This window comes from Psychrobacter sp. NPDC078631 (genome assembly GCF_050268165.1).
GTDB lineage: Bacteria > Pseudomonadota > Gammaproteobacteria > Pseudomonadales > Moraxellaceae > Psychrobacter.
Genome location: NZ_JBNNGG010000007.1, coordinates 41,852 through 61,458, shown reverse-complemented (window position 1 = coordinate 61,458; position 19,607 = coordinate 41,852). Strand labels below are relative to the sequence as shown.

The window sequence follows — 19,607 nt, the reverse complement described above, 5'->3', positions numbered from 1 at the left end:
AAAGTAAATACTACATATAGACTTAATAATATTTTTGCTATTTTTTAGCAACACTGTTATTACCTAGACTGTCTACATCAGATACCCTTTCCCCTGGTGTTATAGGCTGGACCTTTATTCTTCTAGATACAGGATCATCAGTTAAGTTTTTAATATTATTACCATTTGCAATAGATGCAGCATATATAATAGCCTCACTCATAAGCATATCGACTTGTGAGCTCTTTATAGAACCGTTAATTGATGCCATGCATATCCCAAAAAACGCAACGTCAAGAAACGTAGCTGCCTCATGTTTTGCGGAAAGAAGTGTGATTTTCTCTACTTCTCTTATGATTGCGTCAAGGTCAGCTTTTGAACCTGAGGCTGGAGGAGTGATATTCAATGTTAAACCACCTTCAGAATCTCGTGCTTTTATGGCAGCAGCGGACATGACACAAGCTTTTTGTTCGAAAAGATATGATGGGTTGATTATATTATCGGAAGGAACTAAGTTGCCTTCTTTATCTCGGATATAAGCAGTGAAGCTCACTGCCGCGGATGAATCTGGCTTCCACGCATATATGCCGTTTCTCTTATCCGCATCTTCAAGGAATGTGTGACTAATTGATGGTTTTTCTTTACCATACTTCAATTCGTGGACGCTAGTGCAGCCACTAAAATTAAAACCTACTCCAAGCATTATTGCTAACACGATTATTTTTTTCATAACAAGCTCCCAATGATAAAATATCAAATTGAGCGAAAGCTTATAGATTGCGTAATATGAAAAACATATGCGCATAAACGCAATTTTCGATCCACCCAACACTAAGTATGGACACAAAATCTGACTTGAAATTTTTAGTACTCATTTAATTATTAGCACTATTTTTTTGGTTTTTATGTTAACTTTATGTAATTAAAATCTTCCCCACTACTATCCTTAGGCTTACCTAATTCGTCAAAAATACTTTTTTAGTGATAGTATATGTTTGAAACCAAACGGCATTTTAGAAACATTTAGTTTCAATTAACTAGAATACAAGCCTAGCTGCCTGCTCTGCATCCAATACTTACTTCTTGTTGGTCTAATTGCTGGTCTATACCGATATATTATAATAAAAAACCGTTTTAAATCAATACCTTATATCTATAGTTTGACTTCCTCCTTCACCGCCAATCTTATTCTGCTTAAGCAAAACCTCAGTTTTTCTATCTTGTTCTACCCTTCTCTCAATATTCTTTATATTTTCTAACAGTAAGACTTTCAGTCTATACTCATCCTCTACTGCTGTCTGAAACATTTCTGTTCAGCCTTAATTTCATATGTCGTATGAGATCTAATAACTATATATCTAATTGAATAACACATTGATTGACCAAACTAAAAAATTCGTACCATGGACTGAGAGTGACTCATAAAATGAGTAGATACTCTATTACGATTTGTTTTATTATCAGCTTAATTTTATTCTTAAACCCTTATAGGAAAAGGCTTTGAGCTTTTCTGTGGCGCTCAATCTAGCTTTGTATCTATATTTACCATCATTGCTATTCCGTACAAAAATGTAATAACGATAGGGTCTCTGATACTCGGCAGATGCCATTGTCAAAAAATTGGATTATAGTAGATATCGGTAGTATTTATTTAAATAAACTAAAGGATACAATAATGAAAACACTAGGAATGTGTATCGTGGCAGGACTCGGATTGAGTGCTTGCGCTACTGGCATAAGTGGCACGGCAACAGGTAATACCAATCAAAATAACAGCTCTGATAAAGTAGTCACTCAATATCCAGTTGAGACTGCCCTACTCAATATCTATACCAAACAACGTAGTGAAAAACTGGTCGCTACTGTCGGCGGCCAAAACGTAGCCGCAGATATTCAAATCACCCCTAAAGGCAGCATGCGTTTTAATAATAAAATGGTACAAGGCGCAGAAGTCAGCACAATCAACACAGTGAATCAGCAGATCACGGATCAGTCAGTCGCTATCAATTACTTTACGCTAAATCCATTGGTGTTCCATGGTTTTACGGACAGTACGGGTGAGTATTCAATCGCTAACCAAACGACGAGTATCCCTAAAATGGCTACTGTAGGCGACTCAAATCAGCTTATCACTGAAAACGTGTATGCTGACAGCAGTATGCGTCAGAAAACCGCTACCTATAAGCAGGACTGGTCGCTCACACAAGATACAAATAACACGGCGTGGCTCTGTATAGAAACCTCAGGCAATCTACTTTTGACTTCTGGTGCTGCAGGTACTTCGTCAGAATGCTATAAAATCAATGCCAAAGGCGATGTTTTGAGTAGTAAAGTCACACTCACTCAGCCTAATAAAAGCGGCACTTCTAAATCAATGACGTTTATCAGTCAGTAGTGTTCACCTAACTAGTAACGATCAATATTGTCATATAAAAACAAAAAAATAGCGCCTAATGAAGGCGCTATTTTTGGATGCTAGGATTGTATTTTTATGAGCGACGATCATGGTTGTTTCTGTCATGATTGTTTTTGTCGTGGCTGTTTTTAGCATGAACATTTTTGGCTGTTACTTTGTGCTTAGCAGCCACTACGTTCGCTTTGTGATGTGACTTTGCTGCCTTAGCTTTGGCATGCTTATAGTTATTACTCGCTTTACTGCTGCTGTGTTTTTGTTGCTGTACTTGGACTTTATGATGTTGGTCATAACTGGGCGCGGCATTGGCCTGACCAACCATTGACAAACAAGCAGTAGCGGCTAAAATCGAACTAACTAGTATCTTTTTCATCATTTTATTCCTTTGAATTCATATTTAGAGTCGTTATAGATAATTCACTTAGTGTTAAAGGAACTATCGTGATAAAGCTTTACTCTATCGACAAAGAGAATGATAAATGATTCTAGTATTAAGTAGATTTATGAAACTTGAAGAAAGGTTGCGATTGTTACGAGGGCATGCGCGCTTAAAGGCATGTTAGGTATTGGCGTAATGTTTGGTTAAATGACAGCGCATTTACGCTTTATCGGTAAGCATCGTAAACAGGATATTTATAAAAACGCGAATGACTAGCTGATTGTTGAAGAATGCAAATACGGAAACGGTGAAGTTGCTGGCTAATGTTTAACACGAGCATAGCAATACTCCATACTCCTATGCTCTAAATGTGCTAAACAGACGTTTTCTGCAAAATATAAACCACAAACTTCGCCTCTGTACCAAATGCTGCTGTTTCTACGGCGGCCAATAGTGCTTGCCTTCTTTCGCTGCGGGCACGGTACGCATAAGGTGTCATTGTCATCAAATCAGCCAAATCCTCTGCGGATAACGTTAGCTCTGTACTGACACGGCAGGTCTCAACCAACGTAAAATACGGTGCCAATTCTTGCAAAAATTTATCAGAATCATGCTCACGCACATCATCAAATAGCGCATCACGCATCGTTGCCAAATGCCCGATATCAGGTTTGGCAATGATTAAATAGCCACCATCCATCAATACATTATCAAACGCCTCGGGCAAAATGGGGCTAAAAATACTGCTAATACCCGTCACACTGTGTGGGTGTAATGGTAAATGTGCAGCACTGGTCACTAATGGATAGACCGCTGTCGTCTTGGCAGTATCTTCTTTGCGCGGCTGATACCATAGACGACCTGCTATTTTACTGACTTTGGCCAGCTCAACCACTGCAGGCTTACTGATGTCAGCGGCTATCAGCGTATCTATGACATCCGAGCCCATTTGCGCCATTGCCTGCGTGTAGTAGCCTTCTCCGCAGCCAATATCAAGCCAATTGACTGGCTTGCTATCTTGCCTATCTATTAACTCATCGTTAGACAATAACTCTGTCATTTTTTGACTAATTAGGTTTTGGAGCGAGGCATAGTGCCCATGATTCAAAAACCGTTTACGCGCATCGATAGATTCTTGGCTATCCCCAGGTGCTTTAGACTTTTTTTGTTGTACTGGCAGCAGGTTGACATAGCCTTGACGCGCCACATCAAAGGGATGTGAAGTCTGCTTAGGGTGCAAACTACCATCACAGCGCCAAGTGTCTGCGGCAGGCTGTAGTGGTGACTGACAAAGTGGACAAATAAATAACGACACGGGCATCTCAAAGTGATAGCAATATGCTTCGCATTTTAACAAATTTCGTGTGCCTTAAACGATAAAAAGCCACCTCAATAATCATTAAGGTGGCTTCTAAGCAGGAAAGTTAGGTATATTTGAGGATTGTTTTTCTAGCGCAGCTTCAAGGTCATTAGCCCGAGGATGACAAGAATAATGGCAATAATCCAAAATCTCGCCACCACTTGGGTTTCTTTCCAGCCAATTTCTTCGAAATGATGATGCAGCGGTGCCATACGGAAGACGCGTTTTTTGCGCAGTTTGTACGAGCCAACCTGCAACATCACCGATAGCGCTTCGGCGACAAACAAACCACCCATAATCGCAAAGGCAATCTCTTGACGGGTCATCACGGCGATAGTACCTAGCATTGCACCTAGTGCTAGCGCGCCAACGTCACCCATAAAGACTTGTGCTGGATGCGCGTTGAACCATAAGAAGCCAAGACCTGCTCCGATCATTGAGCCACAGACGATGATGACTTCGGAGTTATAAGGAATATAAGGCACATGCAAGTAATCAGCAAAGCGTACATCGCCTGATACATAGGCCATCGCGCCCAAACCTGCAGCGACGAGAACGACTGGCAAAATTGCCAAACCATCCAAACCATCGGTTAGATTGACTGCGTTAGAAGCACCATTAATCACAAAGTAGGTAAAGATGATAAAGCCAATACCAAATGGCACCGCTGAAAATGGAATCATCCAGTCTTTGAATACTGGCAATAGCAGATCCTGCATCTCGCGCGTGGTGTTGATATCGGGTTGTAGCGTGGCGATATAGTACAAAGAAACACCGACAAATAGCGCGCCCATAGATAGCCAAAAATACTTTTTGCGTGCGATTAGGCCTTTTGGATCTTTGTACTTAATTTTTAACCAATCATCAGCCCAACCTACGGCACCAAAGATAACCATAACCACGAGCAAAATCCAAACATAAGGATTGTTTAATCGTGCCCACAGTAGCGTCGATATCCCAATCGCACTTAGGATCAGTACCCCGCCCATGGTTGGTGTGCCAGTCTTGGCTAAATGCGATTGAGGTCCGTCATTACGAATGGCCTGACCATATTTGAGCGATCGCAGGTGCCGAATGACACGGCCACCAAACATCATGCTAAACATAAGGGCGGTAACAACGGCAAGCAATGCTCGCAGCGTCAACGAAGAAACCGCAGAAAACGGCGTATAATACTGGCCAAGCCAGCCAAACAACCAAACTAACACCGCCTACTCCTCTACTAGCGCATGAATAAGTGTTTCCATTCCCATGGAACGAGAGCCTTTGAACAACACAGTACAAGGCTTAGCTTGTTGCGCTTGCAAATATGGCTGTAAATACTGTAATAAACTGTCTTTGTTGGCAAAGGCATGCGCACTGATATCAGACACTTCTTGCGCACCCGCAACGGTATAAGGGGCATATTCGCCAACACAAAGCAGCACGTTGATACCTGTGGTAGCGATAGTACGGCCCAAGCTCTGATGCTCACTAATAGCCGCCTCTCCTAGCTCACCGATATCGCCCAGTACCATGACCTGCGTACCTGTTTGCGCAGCCAATACTTTGGCGGCAGCACGTACTGAATGCGGGTTGGCATTATAAGTGTCATCAATGAGACGATGCATACCAAGTATCTGGCTATTCAGACGACCTTTAGCAGGACGCGCATTTTCGAGCCCAACCACAATGTCGCTTACCTCAATATTTAGCGCATGCGCACAGGCAGCAGCAGCCAAGGCATTATTGACATTGTGTTCACCTGCCAATGGCAAGTTGATAGCATGGATTTGGTTACCGATATGTAGCTTAAATTCGCTACGCTCAGGCTCTACGTCTAGATGGCTTGCGCTTACATCCGTATTACCAAAGCCAATCACATGTGAGGTATGCTTTTCAGCGATACGACGTAGCTGATTGGTAAAATCATCCTTATCAGGAACAATTGCAAACTGCGCGTCTGTCAATGTATGATAAATCTCAGCCTTGGTTTGGCAGATGCCTTCACGGCTACCAAATTCACCCAAATGCGCTGTACCGATGTTTAAGATACAGGCCACATCAGGCTGAACAATTTCAGTCGTATAAGCAATCTCGCCAATATGGTTTGCGCCTAACTCTAAAATAGCATAACGATGATGGTCTGATAGCTCAAGCAGCATCATTGGTACACCCAAATCGTTATTGAGGTTACCACGAGTGATCAAAGTCGGGGCCAATCTACCAAAGATACTGCCTAGCATTTCTTTACAAGTAGTCTTGCCGCTAGAACCCGTAATAGCAATCACAGTTAAATCTGTATGCTGCTGACGACGATACGCTGCCAATTGACCTAGTGCCAAACGAGTATCGCTGACCACTAATTGTGGAATAGCATTTGGGCCGGACAACGAGATAGGACGCGAGACAACAGCGGCAACTGCGCCTTTTGATATTGCTGTCTCGATATAATCGTGACCATCGAAATTATCGCCGCTTAGCGCCAAAAATATGTCACCTGGCTTTATCGTGCGGGTATCGGTGGCTATACGTTTACTAGACAAGGCCGTCTGCTCTGCTGCATGGCCTTGTGGTAGTTGCCAATGCCCATCGATCGACGTGGTCGCTGCGAGCAAATTGTCCATGTGCCAGACATAGAGCCCTTGCGACTGGGCAGTATTATCGGTGTCGGCTGTCATAATGATTACCTTATATGATGACTACTTAATTTTTATATTTAATGATCAATTTTTTACTAATGCATGCATCGCGAGCCAATAAACTATACACGTCCAGCTTGACTCAATGCCTGCTGCAAAACAACACTGTCATCGAAATCATAGCGAACGTTGTTAATCTCTTGATAGGTTTCGTGACCTTTGCCTGCGATGACCACGATATCATCCACACTTGAGTGACTAGCTGCATACTCAATAGCGGTTTGTCGGGCAGGCTCGATATGGGTTCGTTGATATTGCTCAGCTGTCATACCAGCCTGCATATCTTGCAAAATCGTATTGGGGTCTTCGGTACGTGGATTATCCGCGGTCAAAACAACTTGATCAGCACCTGCCAGACCTGCTTGCGCCATCAATGGTCGCTTGCCTGCATCACGATCTCCGCCGCAACCAAATACTGCCCAAAGCTGACCTTTACAGTGGGTCTTTAAGCTTGCCAGCACTTGGCTTAGCGCATCTGGAGTATGCGCATAATCCACGATAAAGCAGCCATCATCTGACGGTACGCGCTGCATACGCCCAACTGCACCTTGCAACTTTGCAACAGCAGGCGCAATACGCTCGATATTCATAGCCAAGTCAACATCGAGTGCTACGACGGCTGCTATCGCTGCGAGCAAATTGGCTACATTGAAGCGACCTAATAATGGACTGAAAATCTCTATGTTGTCAGCTTTGTCATCGCCAAAATCAGTACGCAGATTTATTTTGACGCCTTGTAGACTTGGTGTGATATCAGCGGCAACAAAAGTAGCAGCTTTTGATGAATCCAAACTGTATGTCCATACCGTCAAACCGCTGGCATTTGCCGTATCTAACATAATCTGAGCGTGCTCATCATCGATGTTGATAATGGCATGGGTCAAATTTGGAAAATGGGCTTTATCAAACAGTTTAGCTTTGGCAGCGGCATATTCTGCCATATCAGCATGATAGTCTAAATGGTCACGACTCAAATTGGTATAAATCGCCACAGTGACTGGCATACCTTGTAGACGTTGCTGATCCAACCCATGAGAGCTGGCCTCTAATGCCAATATTTCTGCCTGCTCTGTTCCCATCTGATGCAAGAACTGTTGGACAGCTAACGCATCGCCCGTGGTATGGCTGGCTTGCACCAGAGCGCCAAGTCTACCATTACCTGCCGTACCCATCACCGCGCTACTCTGACCCATCAACTGAGTAAGCTGTGCTACTAATTGGCTGATGGTTGTTTTACCATTTGTACCAGTCACTGCAACCACGGTCGGTAGAGTCACTGACTGCTGATATTGCAGGCGCGCTTGAATTAAGCTACCCAAAAAGTCGCGAATGTTAGGAACGTATAAGACCGGGCATGGCAATGCTGCTATTTGCTGCATACTAGCGATACTATCTGTCTGCGGTTCACTACTGGCATTTGAGGAATTTTTTGCTTCGCTAAGCAAAATACTAGGATCAATTTCTGAGAGAATAAACGCAGCTTGCTCAGCGGCTTGCAGTAGATAATCGCGACTTTTTTGAGGGTTGGCTGTTTGGCTTTTTAACAGGACAAATACGTCGTTCACTTCCAATTGGCGATTATCCAAGCGAAACTGTTGAAACGGAATATGGGCGATAGACTGGGAATGATCTGAACCTACTTGATTGGATGATTCCTGAATCGATGCTGCTATCATCACTGTAAGCTGCTCAGCCATTTTTTGCTGCTGGCTTTTATTGGCATCTATAAGCTGTTGTAAAGTAACAGTAGCGCTATCTAGCGATGATATAGTCATAGATAAATCCTAAACAGTTAAAACGTGTCAGCTCAGTAGAACTGGACATTTAAAATAATTGAACGCTTACTGCGCTTCCGTTTTTAGTGGCTTATCCAAAGGCACATTATACAATCGCAATGCTTCTTTCATCACATTATGGAAGACAGGTGCGACCGTTAGACCAGCATAAATCTGACCGCGCGGGTCTTCGATAAGCATCACACCTACCAGCTTTGGATTAGATGCAGGCGCCATACCAGCAAAGACGTTACGATACTGGTCGGTATAATAGCCACCATCTGGATTGATGCGTCGTGACGTACCCGTCTTACCTGCCACGCGATATCCATCAATGGCAGCGGCTTTTGCCGTACCACCAGGCTCAGTCACGCTCTCGAGCATCTGTACGATAGACATTGCCTGCTCATGCGCCATAATGCGTTTGCTTGGCTGCGACTTGTCATCTTTAATTAAAGTTAATGGATGCATGACTCCACCTGCTGCTAGGGCTGAATACGCCTGTGCAACCTGTGCCAATGTCACTTGTAGACCATAACCATAACTAACCGTCGCACGGCGCGAGGTTTCTTTTTCTTTTGGCGTAACGATTAAACCACTGCCCTCGCCTGGGAACTGCAATGGAGTCTTTGAGCCAAAGCCAAACTGTCGTTGCATATTACTAATAGCATCGGCTGGCAGTGATAGCGCAATCTTGGTAGAGGCAACGTTACTAGATTTCTGTAGTAGCGTGGCCATGTTAATCATGCCCAAATTATTATGATCTCGAATGGTATAGCCACGTACGCGAATCGAACCGGGATTGGTATCAATCAAGGTCGTTGGCGTATATTTACCCGAGTCTAGCGCTGCCGCAACGGTAAAGGGTTTCATCACCGAACCTGGTTCAAACACATCTAACAGTGCGCGGTTACGCTGGTTTTCACCCGTCATCTCATTGAGGTTGTTCGAGTTAAACGACGGCCATGTTGATAGTGCTAATACTTCACCAGTTTGTACGTCAACGATCATACCCGTTGACCAACGTGCTTTTTGCAAACGCCCAGCCTTTTCTAGCTCTTTATATAGCAAATACTGTAAGCGTGAATCAATCGTCAACGCCACATCTTTGCCAGGTACTTCTGGCTCGATCTGCTTAATTTCTTTTAGGCTGTTTTGTTTGGCGTCTTTTAGGACGAGCACTTTTCCGTCATCACCTGCCAGATCTTTTTCGTACTGACGCTCAATACCAGCACGGCCTTCATAACCGCCTTCGGGATCTTTGGCGTTTTGACCCATAAAGCCCAGCAGCTGTGCATTAGACTGTGGCTGTGGATAATAACGCTGAAAGAAATTCTTTTCGTAGACGCCAGGGAAATCAAGCGAGCTGACGCTTTGGGCAATCTCAGGTGTGACTTTATTAAGCAGTGGCAAATAGTGCGATCCTGCGCCAGATGGCAAAGCAGCTTTTACCGCTTTCTCATCGGTCACATCGATACTGTCATCAATTGCCGTGACTTTTTTCAGTTCATCGACCGAGATATTGGCAGCAGCGGCTAGCTTGGTCAGGTCCATATTATCCAGACGCTTTTGCATACGTGCCTGTAATTGGGGACTGCTAGGGTTGGTGATGATAATGCGCTTTAGCTCGTAATATTCACGCGAGTAATCATGCGGACTGAATGAAACCGTCGCGAGCGGTGCACTGACCGCAAGCGGTAGATTATTACGATCGGTAATCATACCGCGATAAGATTTTTGGGTGCGCTCACTGGTAATGAGCTCATTGCCTTTATCCTGATAAAACTGTGCGTTGGCAACCTGAATATAATAGGCGCGGCTAATCAGTAGCGCTAATATGACCAGCGCTAGACCCCAGACCATACGAAAACGGTTTTTGTCTTGTTCAAAACCACCAAGAGCAGAAGCACCTGACGCTTTGCTCGAAAAAACCATTTTGCTTTTGCGGTTTTTTACACTGGTGTAAGCGCCTTGGGTATCGCTTTTTTTGATGCGACCAAACAATTTGGCCTTACGATTGCTTGCAGCTTTATCAGGCTTGCTACTCGTCTGACCAGATTTAGCCGCACTGGCTCGGCGGAGAGGTTTGGTTACCTTGCCGCTGGCTGCTTTCTTGCTGGTGTTTTTTACGGTGGATTTAGGCTTTTTCTCACTCATTGTCCTGCCTCCGTCGCTGGTTCTTCAGGAGAGATGTCGGTAGAGGCACGTGGCCCAATGACGTCATTCAAATCTTCATCCGAGTCTTCAGTAACCACTGGCACCAATGCCGTTGCTACACCAGGCTGGATAATCAGCTTATCCTTTAATGTTGGCGAATACATACCCAATTCAGCAACCGCTCGACTGGCAATCTGCGGAGTGGCGCTAAAGGTTTGCTGCTCAATCAATAGACGCTGATGCTCTACTTGTAGCTTACGTTCTTGTTTTTTCATGTCTTGCAAGGTTTTGTAGTCCTGATGATATTGCTGAACTTCTTCGGCAGTTTTGATACCACTCCATACAATCGTGGCTGCCAATAGCAGTAGCACGACCACATAAATGCTCACCACATTAAACCGGCGCACGAACAGCTCGCCGACATCGGTATTATAAGGTGTAGCAGTGCGGCGATTCGCAGGTTTGTCAGATATTGCCATGACGATCTCAAAAAGGTGAACGTAAACGATAGAGTAGATAACGGATTGCGAAAGATGAACGTGTCATTATTCAGTCATACCATTGATAAATATAAAACTAAAGACACTTATAAGTGTAAAAACCAAACCTAAAAAAACGAATATAAAAATCACATCCGATAGCTAATTTATTCAGGAGCCATAAATCATTACAACTCATGGCTATCAATATGTCATACCACAACCAAACACGTTGCATGGCTATACTACATATAAATCTGTGCAACTATCATGCAGATAAAAACCAACTGCTGAGCCTAACAGACAATATTTACAGATTTTTAACAGTGGCGTAGCCATTAGGACATTTACGCATCATTTAGACAAATATTAGCAATCTTAGACAACTCACTAATCATACTCAGATATAACTTGCGGCGTCATGTTGTTCTATAATGTTGTTGTCTGCTCATAAGCTGTGTCAGTACGCGTTGCCATACGCAGCCATGCACTACGCGCGCGCGGATTCTGACTGGTCTCAGCTTTGCTTGGACCAACACGTTTTGGTTTGCTAAAATAGCGCGGACGATTCGGCGGCATTGGCAGGTTTTCGTCTTCTGGATATTGCCCTTTGCTATGGCGCTGCAAAAACTGCTTGATACGGCGATCTTCTAATGAGTGAAAGCTAATGACCGCAAGCTGTCCGCCTGACTTTAAGATAGGAATGCTTTGCGCTAAAAAGTCGTCAACATCGCCTAGCTCATTATTAATAAAAATACGCATGGCCTGAAAGCTTTGTGTGGCTGGATGTTTGCCGCGCTGCCAGTTGGGATGCGCTACTTTAATCACTTCTGCCAGCTCAAGCGTAGACTCGTAGCTCTCCATCTGTTTGATAGCGCGTGCAATACGGCGGCTATGACGCTCTTCGCCAAACTCATAAAGCACATTGGCCAACGTTTCATCATCGACTTTCTCGAGCCATTCGGCAACTGACTGGCCGCGACTGGTATCCATACGCATGTCTACTGCCCCGTCGCGCATAAAACTAAAGCCGCGACTACCATCATCAATCTGCGGTGATGAAATGCCCAAATCCGCCATCAAGCCATCAACTTCAGTGATGCCCATAGCAGCTAGACTGTCGGTCAACGTCGCAAAACTATCATGAACCACACGTACACGGCTGTCATTGCTTGCCAGCTCTTGCGCCACACTAATGGCGGTCGGATCTTTGTCAAAGACAATCAGTGTTGCATCATCGGCAAGTTGACTTAATAGTAGCCTGCTATGGCCGCCACGGCCAAAAGTTGCATCAACATAGATACCACTTATATTTAAGCTATTTTGGTCGCCTTCTTTTTGCTTGGGCAAGGATTTTACGCCGAGTACTGCAGCGACAGTCTCTTGCAACAGTACCGCATCATGGACAAAACTTAATTCATCAGACGTGATATCGCCCTCATGACGGGCGTGAGTAACATCCAGATCGACATCTTGCGTAGACGCATCCTTTACAGCAGAAGGATTAGGCACTGACTCAGAGAGATCAGCGGCGGCAGAAGGACTGGCTTTCGATTTTGGCTTAGACTTTGATAGGGACACAAACAACTCAATAGATGACGACCATACTGGCCAGTAATTAGATGAAAATAAACAAGTTATGACTTGCTTAGCATTATTATCGCAAGGATACACCTGTAGTCAAGCTCTAGAAGGGCTTTTCATTAAAAATATCACATGTCTCTGTTATACTAGCGCTATATTTTACGCTATTTCTTAACATCGACTTCATATCTTTCATCGCTATTTATACTGATAGCTTATATCGATAGCAAACTTTGAGACTTTTATCATGCAAACCTCTACTGACAGCACGCGCCCTGTACGTACGCGTATCGCCCCATCACCAACTGGCTTCCCGCACGTAGGTACTGCCTATATTGCCCTGTTTAACTTGGCTTTTGCCAAAGCTCACGGCGGCGAATTCATCTTACGTATCGAAGACACCGACCAGACTCGCTCGACTGAGCAATCAGAACAAATGATTTTGGATGCCCTACGTTGGGTTGGTCTAGATTGGAGCGAGGGCCCAGATATTGGCGGCCCACACGCCCCTTATCGTCAGAGCGAGCGTAGCGATATCTATAAAAAGCACGCTGAGATACTCATAGAAAAAGACCATGCGTTCCGCTGTTTTTGTACCAGTGAAGAGTTAGATGCCATGCGCGCTGAACAAATGGCCAATGGCGAAACCCCTCGTTATGATGGTCGCTGTGCCCATCTTGCACCAGAAAAAACTGAGCAATTGGTAAGCGAGGGCAAACCGCACGTGATTCGTATGCGTGTACCGACCGAAGGCACTTGTCAGGTACAAGACATGCTACGTGGCACCGTTGAGTTCCCTTGGACTCAAGTCGATATGCAAGTACTGCTAAAAACAGACGGCATGCCAACGTATCATTTAGCCAACGTCGTCGATGACCATTTGATGGAAATCACCCATGTGATGCGCGGTGAAGAGTGGCTGAACTCTGCGCCTAAGCATCAACTACTTTATGATTATTTTGGTTGGGAAATGCCGACACTTTGCCACATGCCGCTACTGCGTAACCCTGATAAATCAAAACTGTCTAAACGTAAAAACCCAACCTCTATCACCTACTATCGTGATGCAGGCGTGCTGCCTGAAGCGCTGCTAAACTATCTCGGTCGTATGGGCTACTCAATGCCCAATGATGCTGAGCAGTTCACACTAGAAGAAATGATTGCCAGCTTTGATATTCAGCGTGTGTCGCTTGGTGGCCCTATCTTCGATATCGAAAAGCTAAACTGGCTCAATGCAGAATGGCTACGTGCGCTTAGCCCTGAAGAATTAAAGAATAAAATCCTTGAATGGGCTAGCAACAGTGACAAACTAACCGCTATCGCAGCCGCAATTCAGCCACGTATCGAGCTATTATCTGATGCGGTTAATTGGGGTGGTTTCTACTTCCAAAACCTACCTGATATCAATGCTGAGAGCTTCACTCATAAATCGCTCACCCCTGAGCAAATCATCGAGATGCTGCAATTAGCGCTTTGGCAATTAGAAGTCCTGCCGACGTGGTCAGAAGAAAACATTTATGCCACGCTAAAAGGCCTTGCTGCTCACCTGGATATTAAGATGCGTGATTTTATGGCGCCGTTCTTTATCGCTATCGCTGGTAGTACCTCATCGACGCCAGTCATGAACTCTATGGCGATTATCGGCGCTGACATGACATTGACTCGCTTGCGTCATGCAGTTGATGTATTAGGCGGTCTCGGTAAAAAGAAACTGAAAAAACTTGAGAAGCAAGCGGCAGAATTGCCAGATTTCTTAGCTGCTGCTGAATAGTTTAGAGGCTGAATAACTTATCTACTAAACAGTTAACTAGCTAAACTTGTCGAATGTAAAAGGGTCAGGCCATCTCTGGCCCTTTTTTCGTTGTTAATCAGTACAATTACCCTCGTACTATTAAACGTCTTTCGTTAAATATTTTAATTGGAAATAAACATGGCCGCCAAAACCGTCACAATAGAAAGCAAAGATTATGTCTTTAACACGCTTAAAGAGGCACAGAAATATTATGATGCCATCATAAAGGAACTGTTTGATGCAACTTTGACCCTGACCAAGGGTCAAGACTTCGAAGATTTAAAATGGATATACAGCACTTACTGTGGTTACACCAAGCATAATCTAGATAAATTGGGCAAATATGACATCATCGGCGTCAAAGGTATCAGAACGATCCGAGAGAAAGGCGGTCAATATATGCCAACTGAATGCTGTGCGATTATTTTTTCTGATGGCAGCGAAGAAGAGTTTTATACCGATAAAGCCATCAAAGAGATCGCGCTGAAGCAAAATCCACGCTAATTTGGGCTTGTTGAGCCTTTAAAATAGGCTAAATCACTTTTTTTTGCATATTTATGCATTATTTTTAAAATAGTTGTTGACAAGACTGCCGCTCTTACATAAAATACGCACACTCTTAGCGAGGGGCTATAGCTCAGTTGGTAGAGCACTTGCATGGCATGCAAGGGGTCAACGGTTCGACTCCGTTTAGCTCCACCATACTTATTTATAGCAACGCTCAGTATTACTGAAACGTAATAATAAATACTCGCTAGTAGGACGATATCAGCACCTAGGCAATGCTTATTTACTAAGCTATCTGATATTGTGAAGTACCGTTGTAACCACTGGTTATAACACTCTATGCGTCCCCATCGTCTAGAGGCCTAGGACACCGCCCTTTCACGGCGGTAACGGGGGTTCGAATCCCCCTGGGGACGCCACTATTCGGCGTCACTTATTAGCACTTTTGCTTAGCATCAGGTTAGACTAATAAGCGAACAATAAAAAAGCCCAGTCATCATACGGTGATTGGGCTTTTTTATGTCTGTCGTTTCTCAACATCCTCTATTCTATTGTCGTTAGCTTATTATTAATAGCTGCTAGCTTAGTGTTGATAGCGCTATTGCCAACCTATCTAATACTCGTTAATATCGACCTGATAAGCGTATTTATAAAGCGCACCTACCTACTATAAATGATGGGCTTAGCGTAATTAAAGGGAAGTGATTGCGATGTTTGGTATCGAGAATTATCTAGGGTTTATCTTGGCGGCTATTTTGTTAAACCTAACGCCAGGTACGGATAGCATGTACATTATTACCCGTAGTATTTCACAGGGGCAAACAGCAGGGTTTTATTCTGTTCTTGGCATTACTTCGGGTATTTTGGTACATACGTTATTGGCGGCGCTAGGATTGTCCGTGTTACTTGCCAACTCCCCTATCGCTTTCATGATTGTCAAATATATCGGTGCGGCTTACTTGTGCTATTTGGGTCTAAAAATGCTACTGAGCAAAAACTCGAGCTCGATAGCAAACAATTTATCCAAAGATCCGAACGTGACTAGCCGAAAGGCTGTAGATGGTTGGCAAATATATAAGCAAGGTGTGTTGACCAATACTTTTAACCCAAAAGTCGCTTTATTCTTCTTGGCGTTCTTCCCTCAGTTTATCGATGCTAGTTATGCTTATGGCATGCTGTCATTTCTAATGCTAGGGCTGACCTTTGCTACCACTGGTTTTGTATGGTGCTTATGTTTGGCGCTATTGGCGTCAAAGTTCAGCAAAAAACTAAGAGAGAAACCAAAGATTGAATCCATGATGAATAAAATAAGTGGTGTCGTATTTATGGGGCTAGGAATTAAGCTGTTGACTGAGAAGACTTAAAAAGTAAAGTAACAAGAAGAAAAAACGTCTTCCATAAAAAAGCCCAATCCCCTACTTTGAAGGAGATTGGGCTTTTTGTCATATAAAGCTTAACTAATTGCTAGCCTGCTTCTTTGCTCTCAGCAGCCAATTGACGTAGTACATAGTGTAATACGCCGCCATGACGCACATATTCGCGCTCTTTTGGCGTTTGTAGACCGACATTTACCTCAAAGGTTTCTGCCGTTCCGTCAGCACGTGTAGCCGTAACCGTGGCTGTTTTGCTCTCACCATTGTCCAGACCCGTGATACTGAGCACTTCAGAACCATCTAGTTTGTAAGTCTCTGCATTTTGACCGTCTTTAAACGTCAATGGCAATACACCCATACCGACTAGGTTTGAACGGTGAATACGCTCAAACGAGCTAGTTAACACCGCTTTTACGCCTAGCAAGATAGTGCCTTTAGCTGCCCAATCACGGCTCGAACCAGAACCATACTCTGACCCACCCAGTACGACGAGCGGACGCTTATCTTCTTTATACTTCATCGCTGCATTATAGATAGGCATTTCTTCGCCATCTTGTAGCGTAGCGCTGTCATCTTTGAAGTAATAGGTATAACCGCCTTCTTTACCACCCATCATGGTGTTTTTGATACGGATATTGGCAAAGGTACCACGAGTCATGACTGCATCGTTACCACGGCGTGAGCCATAGCTGTTGAAGTCTGCTTCCATCACACCGCGCTCTTGCAAGTACTTACCTGCTGGTGAGTCTGGATCGATATTACCTGCTGGTGAGATATGATCGGTAGTAATCGAGTCACCAAATAGACCTAGGATACGCGCGCCTTCGATATCAGGGATGCCTTCTGGCTCCATGGTCATACCATCAAAGAACGGTGGGTTTTTAATATACGTTGACCCTTCATCCCATGGATACAATTGGCTATCCGCTGAACTAATTGCGTTCCACGCTGCACTACCGTCAAATACTTCGCCGTAGTTTTTGCGGAACATATCAGCATCGATATTATTGGCAATTAACTCGTTAATTTCTTCCGAGGTCGGCCAGATATCTTTTAGGAATACATCATTGCCGTCTTGGTCTTGGCCTAGTGGATGAGTGGTCAGATCGATATCCACGGTACCAGCTAGCGCATAAGCAACAACCAACGGTGGTGATGCTAAGTAACTGGCTTTAACATGCGAGTGAATACGACCTTCAAAGTTACGGTTACCAGATAGTACCGCCGCCGCGACTAAGTCGTTCTCTTCGATGCCTTTTTCAATCTCTTCTGACAATGGGCCTGAGTTACCGATACAAGTGGTACAACCGTAACCAACGAGGTAAAAGCCTGTTTTTTCTAGCTCATCCATCAAATGGGTTTTTTCTAAATAATCAGTAACGACTTTAGAACCCGGTGCCAGTGAGGTTTTGACCCATGGCTTGGCTTTTAAGCCCTTAGCAGCCGCTTTTTTGGCCACTAGTCCAGCGCCGATCATAACCGCAGGGTTTGATGTGTTGGTACAAGAAGTAATGGCGGCAATAACTACCGACCCGTCTCGTAGTTTGTGTTGCTTATCATCGATGCTGACATTTGAGAAGACATTGTTTGCTGGCGCATAACCTGCATTGTCATCACTGGTATCAACTTCGATATTCGGTTCAGCCGCTAAGTGTTCAGCTTGCTCTTGCTCACCGCCTTCTTGATCAAAGCGTACTTTGCCTTCTACTTCTGACTTCCGATCTTTGGTCATTCTCTCTAACGTTTCGCCAAACTTTTCATGCATATCAGACAAATTGATACGCTGCTGTGGCAAGTTTGGCCCTGCTAGTGCTGGTTGTACTGATGACAAATCTAGTTCTAATTTGCTTGAATAAGTCGCCGCAGGTGTATCGGCATCGTGCCATAAGCCTTGCGCCTTAGCATATTTTTCAACCAGTTCAATCTGCTCTTCGTCACGACCTGATAGACGCAGGTAATCAATCGCCATTTGGTCAATTGGGAAAATACCACAAGTCGCACCATACTCTGGTGACATGTTGGCAATGGTGGCGCGATCCGCTAGCGGCATACTGTGTAAGCCTTCGCCATAAAACTCGACGAACTTGCCCACTACGCCATGTGCGCGCAACATCTCAACCACACGTAATACCAAATCGGTCGCCGTGACGCCTTCGGTTAACTTACCTTTTAACTCAAAACCGACTACCTGTGGAATCAGCATCGATGACGGTTGACCCAGCATCGCAGCTTCAGCTTCGATACCGCCCACACCCCAACCAAGTACGCCAATACCATTAATCATCGTAGTATGGCTATCTGTACCAAATACTGTATCTGGATAAGCTGTCAGCTCGCCATCGACGTCTGCTGCCATCACGACACGGGCTAGATACTCAAGGTTGACCTGATGCACGATACCTGTCGCTGGTGGCACCACGACGAAGTTTTCAAAGGCTTGCTTGCCCCAATGCAAAAACTCATAGCGCTCATTATTACGCTTAAATTCAATCTTTTCGTTCAAATCTAGCGCATCTTCGCGGCCATAAGCATCGACCTGTACAGAGTGATCGACGACCAGCTCACTAGGGATAAACGGATTGATCTGCTCAGCCTTTCCGCCAAGCTCGACCACTGCATCACGCATCGCCGCCAAATCGACTACTGAAGGTACACCAGTGAAATCCTGCAATACCACACGCGCTGGCATAAAGGCGATTTCTTTTGATGCCTCAGCCCCTGCATCCCAGTTGGCAACCGCTTCGATATGGTTTTTGCCAACCGACTGACCGCCGTCTTCGTTACGCAATAGATTTTCTAATACCACTTTCATACAAAATGGTAGTGTCTTGATATGCTCATAAGTTTCGGTCAGCTTTGGCAGGCTGTAATAGGCATGTTCCTTGCCAGCAACCGAAAGGGTGTCTTTTACATCAAAAATATCACTCATGATAGCTTCCTTATCGTTGTTATAAATCCTGGACATAAATTATTATAAGTTTATGTATGACTAGTGGCTCAATAAATGATTGATCTGTCTTGGATCAGCAGAGCAGTTTCGCAAAACTGTCTGATAGAAGTCAGTGTTAACAAAAGAGATAATCATATCTGTAGTGATTAACAGAAACTCCCTTTTACCATAACAAACA

General features: G+C 44.3%; 14 protein-coding genes and 2 tRNA genes. 6 read left to right on the top strand and 10 right to left on the bottom strand.

Annotated features, from left to right (window positions below; genetic code table 11):
- Nucleotides 1-37: 37 nt before the first annotated feature.
- Nucleotides 38-709 carry a hypothetical protein gene (locus ACQKCP_RS12945; protein ID WP_427612607.1) on the bottom strand — a complete coding sequence of 224 codons (672 nt, stop codon included), beginning with the start codon at nucleotides 707-709 and terminating at the stop codon, nucleotides 38-40.
- A 945-nt stretch (nucleotides 710-1,654) separates the two neighbouring features.
- Between ACQKCP_RS12945 and ACQKCP_RS12940 the strand changes: the two genes are divergently transcribed.
- Entirely contained in the window at nucleotides 1,655-2,374 is a 720-nt protein-coding gene (locus tag ACQKCP_RS12940) for a hypothetical protein (RefSeq protein ID WP_427612606.1), read from the top strand.
- A 94-nt stretch (nucleotides 2,375-2,468) separates the two neighbouring features.
- Here ACQKCP_RS12940 and ACQKCP_RS12935 read toward each other — a convergent pair whose 3' ends face one another.
- The 8 genes from ACQKCP_RS12935 to rsmH form a co-directional block, all read right to left on the bottom strand.
- Entirely contained in the window at nucleotides 2,469-2,765 is a 297-nt protein-coding gene (locus tag ACQKCP_RS12935) for a hypothetical protein (protein ID WP_427612605.1), read from the bottom strand.
- A gap of 379 nt (nucleotides 2,766-3,144) precedes the next feature.
- Nucleotides 3,145-4,092 carry a putative RNA methyltransferase gene (locus tag ACQKCP_RS12930; RefSeq protein ID WP_427612604.1) on the bottom strand — a complete coding sequence of 316 codons (948 nt, stop codon included), beginning with the start codon at nucleotides 4,090-4,092 and terminating at the stop codon, nucleotides 3,145-3,147.
- 128 nt (nucleotides 4,093-4,220) lie between these two features.
- Nucleotides 4,221-5,339 (bottom strand): phospho-N-acetylmuramoyl-pentapeptide-transferase, encoded by a 1,119-nt coding sequence (mraY, locus tag ACQKCP_RS12925; protein ID WP_427612603.1) that lies wholly within the window; start codon nucleotides 5,337-5,339, stop codon nucleotides 4,221-4,223.
- 3 nt (nucleotides 5,340-5,342) lie between these two features.
- Complete coding sequence (locus ACQKCP_RS12920) at nucleotides 5,343-6,791, bottom strand: UDP-N-acetylmuramoyl-tripeptide--D-alanyl-D-alanine ligase (RefSeq protein ID WP_427612602.1); 1,449 nt, start codon at nucleotides 6,789-6,791, stop codon at nucleotides 5,343-5,345.
- Between the two features lie 83 nt (nucleotides 6,792-6,874).
- Nucleotides 6,875-8,587 carry a UDP-N-acetylmuramoyl-L-alanyl-D-glutamate--2,6-diaminopimelate ligase gene (locus ACQKCP_RS12915; protein WP_427612601.1) on the bottom strand — a complete coding sequence of 571 codons (1,713 nt, stop codon included), beginning with the start codon at nucleotides 8,585-8,587 and terminating at the stop codon, nucleotides 6,875-6,877.
- A gap of 66 nt (nucleotides 8,588-8,653) precedes the next feature.
- A complete protein-coding gene (locus ACQKCP_RS12910) occupies nucleotides 8,654-10,744 on the bottom strand; it encodes a peptidoglycan D,D-transpeptidase FtsI family protein (RefSeq protein WP_427612600.1) in 2,091 nt (696 codons plus the stop codon).
- Nucleotides 10,741-11,223, bottom strand: coding sequence for a cell division protein FtsL (ftsL, locus tag ACQKCP_RS12905; protein WP_394125029.1), 483 nt, complete (start codon nucleotides 11,221-11,223; stop codon nucleotides 10,741-10,743). The genes ACQKCP_RS12910 and ftsL overlap by 4 nt, the downstream gene beginning before the upstream one ends.
- A gap of 429 nt (nucleotides 11,224-11,652) precedes the next feature.
- Nucleotides 11,653-12,687: a 16S rRNA (cytosine(1402)-N(4))-methyltransferase RsmH gene (gene rsmH / locus ACQKCP_RS12900; protein WP_427612619.1), complete on the bottom strand. Its 1,035-nt coding sequence runs from the start codon at nucleotides 12,685-12,687 to the stop codon at nucleotides 11,653-11,655.
- A gap of 364 nt (nucleotides 12,688-13,051) precedes the next feature.
- Between rsmH and gltX the strand changes: the two genes are divergently transcribed.
- The 5 genes from gltX (at nucleotide 13,052) to ACQKCP_RS12875 (ending at nucleotide 16,470) form a co-directional block, all read left to right on the top strand.
- The gene (gene gltX, locus ACQKCP_RS12895; protein ID WP_427612618.1) at nucleotides 13,052-14,578 is read left to right on the top strand and encodes a glutamate--tRNA ligase; all 1,527 of its coding nucleotides are present in this window, start codon (nucleotides 13,052-13,054) and stop codon (nucleotides 14,576-14,578) included.
- 159 nt (nucleotides 14,579-14,737) lie between these two features.
- Nucleotides 14,738-15,103 carry a hypothetical protein gene (locus tag ACQKCP_RS12890; protein ID WP_427612599.1) on the top strand — a complete coding sequence of 122 codons (366 nt, stop codon included), beginning with the start codon at nucleotides 14,738-14,740 and terminating at the stop codon, nucleotides 15,101-15,103.
- Nucleotides 15,104-15,225: 122 nt separating this feature from the next.
- Nucleotides 15,226-15,301: transfer RNA gene (locus ACQKCP_RS12885), tRNA-Ala, on the top strand.
- 148 nt (nucleotides 15,302-15,449) lie between these two features.
- Nucleotides 15,450-15,525, top strand: a tRNA-Glu gene (locus tag ACQKCP_RS12880).
- Nucleotides 15,526-15,816: 291 nt separating this feature from the next.
- A complete protein-coding gene (locus ACQKCP_RS12875) occupies nucleotides 15,817-16,470 on the top strand; it encodes a LysE family translocator (RefSeq protein WP_427612598.1) in 654 nt (217 codons plus the stop codon).
- A 100-nt stretch (nucleotides 16,471-16,570) separates the two neighbouring features.
- Here ACQKCP_RS12875 and ACQKCP_RS12870 read toward each other — a convergent pair whose 3' ends face one another.
- Complete coding sequence (locus tag ACQKCP_RS12870; RefSeq protein ID WP_427612597.1) at nucleotides 16,571-19,408, bottom strand: aconitate hydratase; 2,838 nt, start codon at nucleotides 19,406-19,408, stop codon at nucleotides 16,571-16,573.
- Nucleotides 19,409-19,607: the final 199 nt, after the last annotated feature.

What these genes read in the sequence shown, in the direction of transcription:
- ACQKCP_RS12875 (WP_427612598.1), top strand. Translation starts at nt 15,817, where the DNA reads ATGTTTGGTATCGAGAATTATCTAGGGTTTATCTTGGCGGCTATTTTG.
- ACQKCP_RS12915 (WP_427612601.1), bottom strand. Translation starts at nt 8,587, where the DNA reads ATGACTATATCATCGCTAGATAGCGCTACTGTTACTTTACAACAGCTT.
- ftsL (WP_394125029.1), bottom strand. Translation starts at nt 11,223, where the DNA reads ATGGCAATATCTGACAAACCTGCGAATCGCCGCACTGCTACACCTTAT.
- ACQKCP_RS12940 (WP_427612606.1), top strand. Translation starts at nt 1,655, where the DNA reads ATGAAAACACTAGGAATGTGTATCGTGGCAGGACTCGGATTGAGTGCT.
- ACQKCP_RS12890 (WP_427612599.1), top strand. Translation starts at nt 14,738, where the DNA reads ATGGCCGCCAAAACCGTCACAATAGAAAGCAAAGATTATGTCTTTAAC.
- ACQKCP_RS12945 (WP_427612607.1), bottom strand. Translation starts at nt 709, where the DNA reads ATGAAAAAAATAATCGTGTTAGCAATAATGCTTGGAGTAGGTTTTAAT.
- ACQKCP_RS12935 (WP_427612605.1), bottom strand. Translation starts at nt 2,765, where the DNA reads ATGAAAAAGATACTAGTTAGTTCGATTTTAGCCGCTACTGCTTGTTTG.
- ACQKCP_RS12930 (WP_427612604.1), bottom strand. Translation starts at nt 4,092, where the DNA reads ATGCCCGTGTCGTTATTTATTTGTCCACTTTGTCAGTCACCACTACAG.
- ACQKCP_RS12910 (WP_427612600.1), bottom strand. Translation starts at nt 10,744, where the DNA reads ATGAGTGAGAAAAAGCCTAAATCCACCGTAAAAAACACCAGCAAGAAA.
- ACQKCP_RS12870 (WP_427612597.1), bottom strand. Translation starts at nt 19,408, where the DNA reads ATGAGTGATATTTTTGATGTAAAAGACACCCTTTCGGTTGCTGGCAAG.
- ACQKCP_RS12920 (WP_427612602.1), bottom strand. Translation starts at nt 6,791, where the DNA reads ATGACAGCCGACACCGATAATACTGCCCAGTCGCAAGGGCTCTATGTC.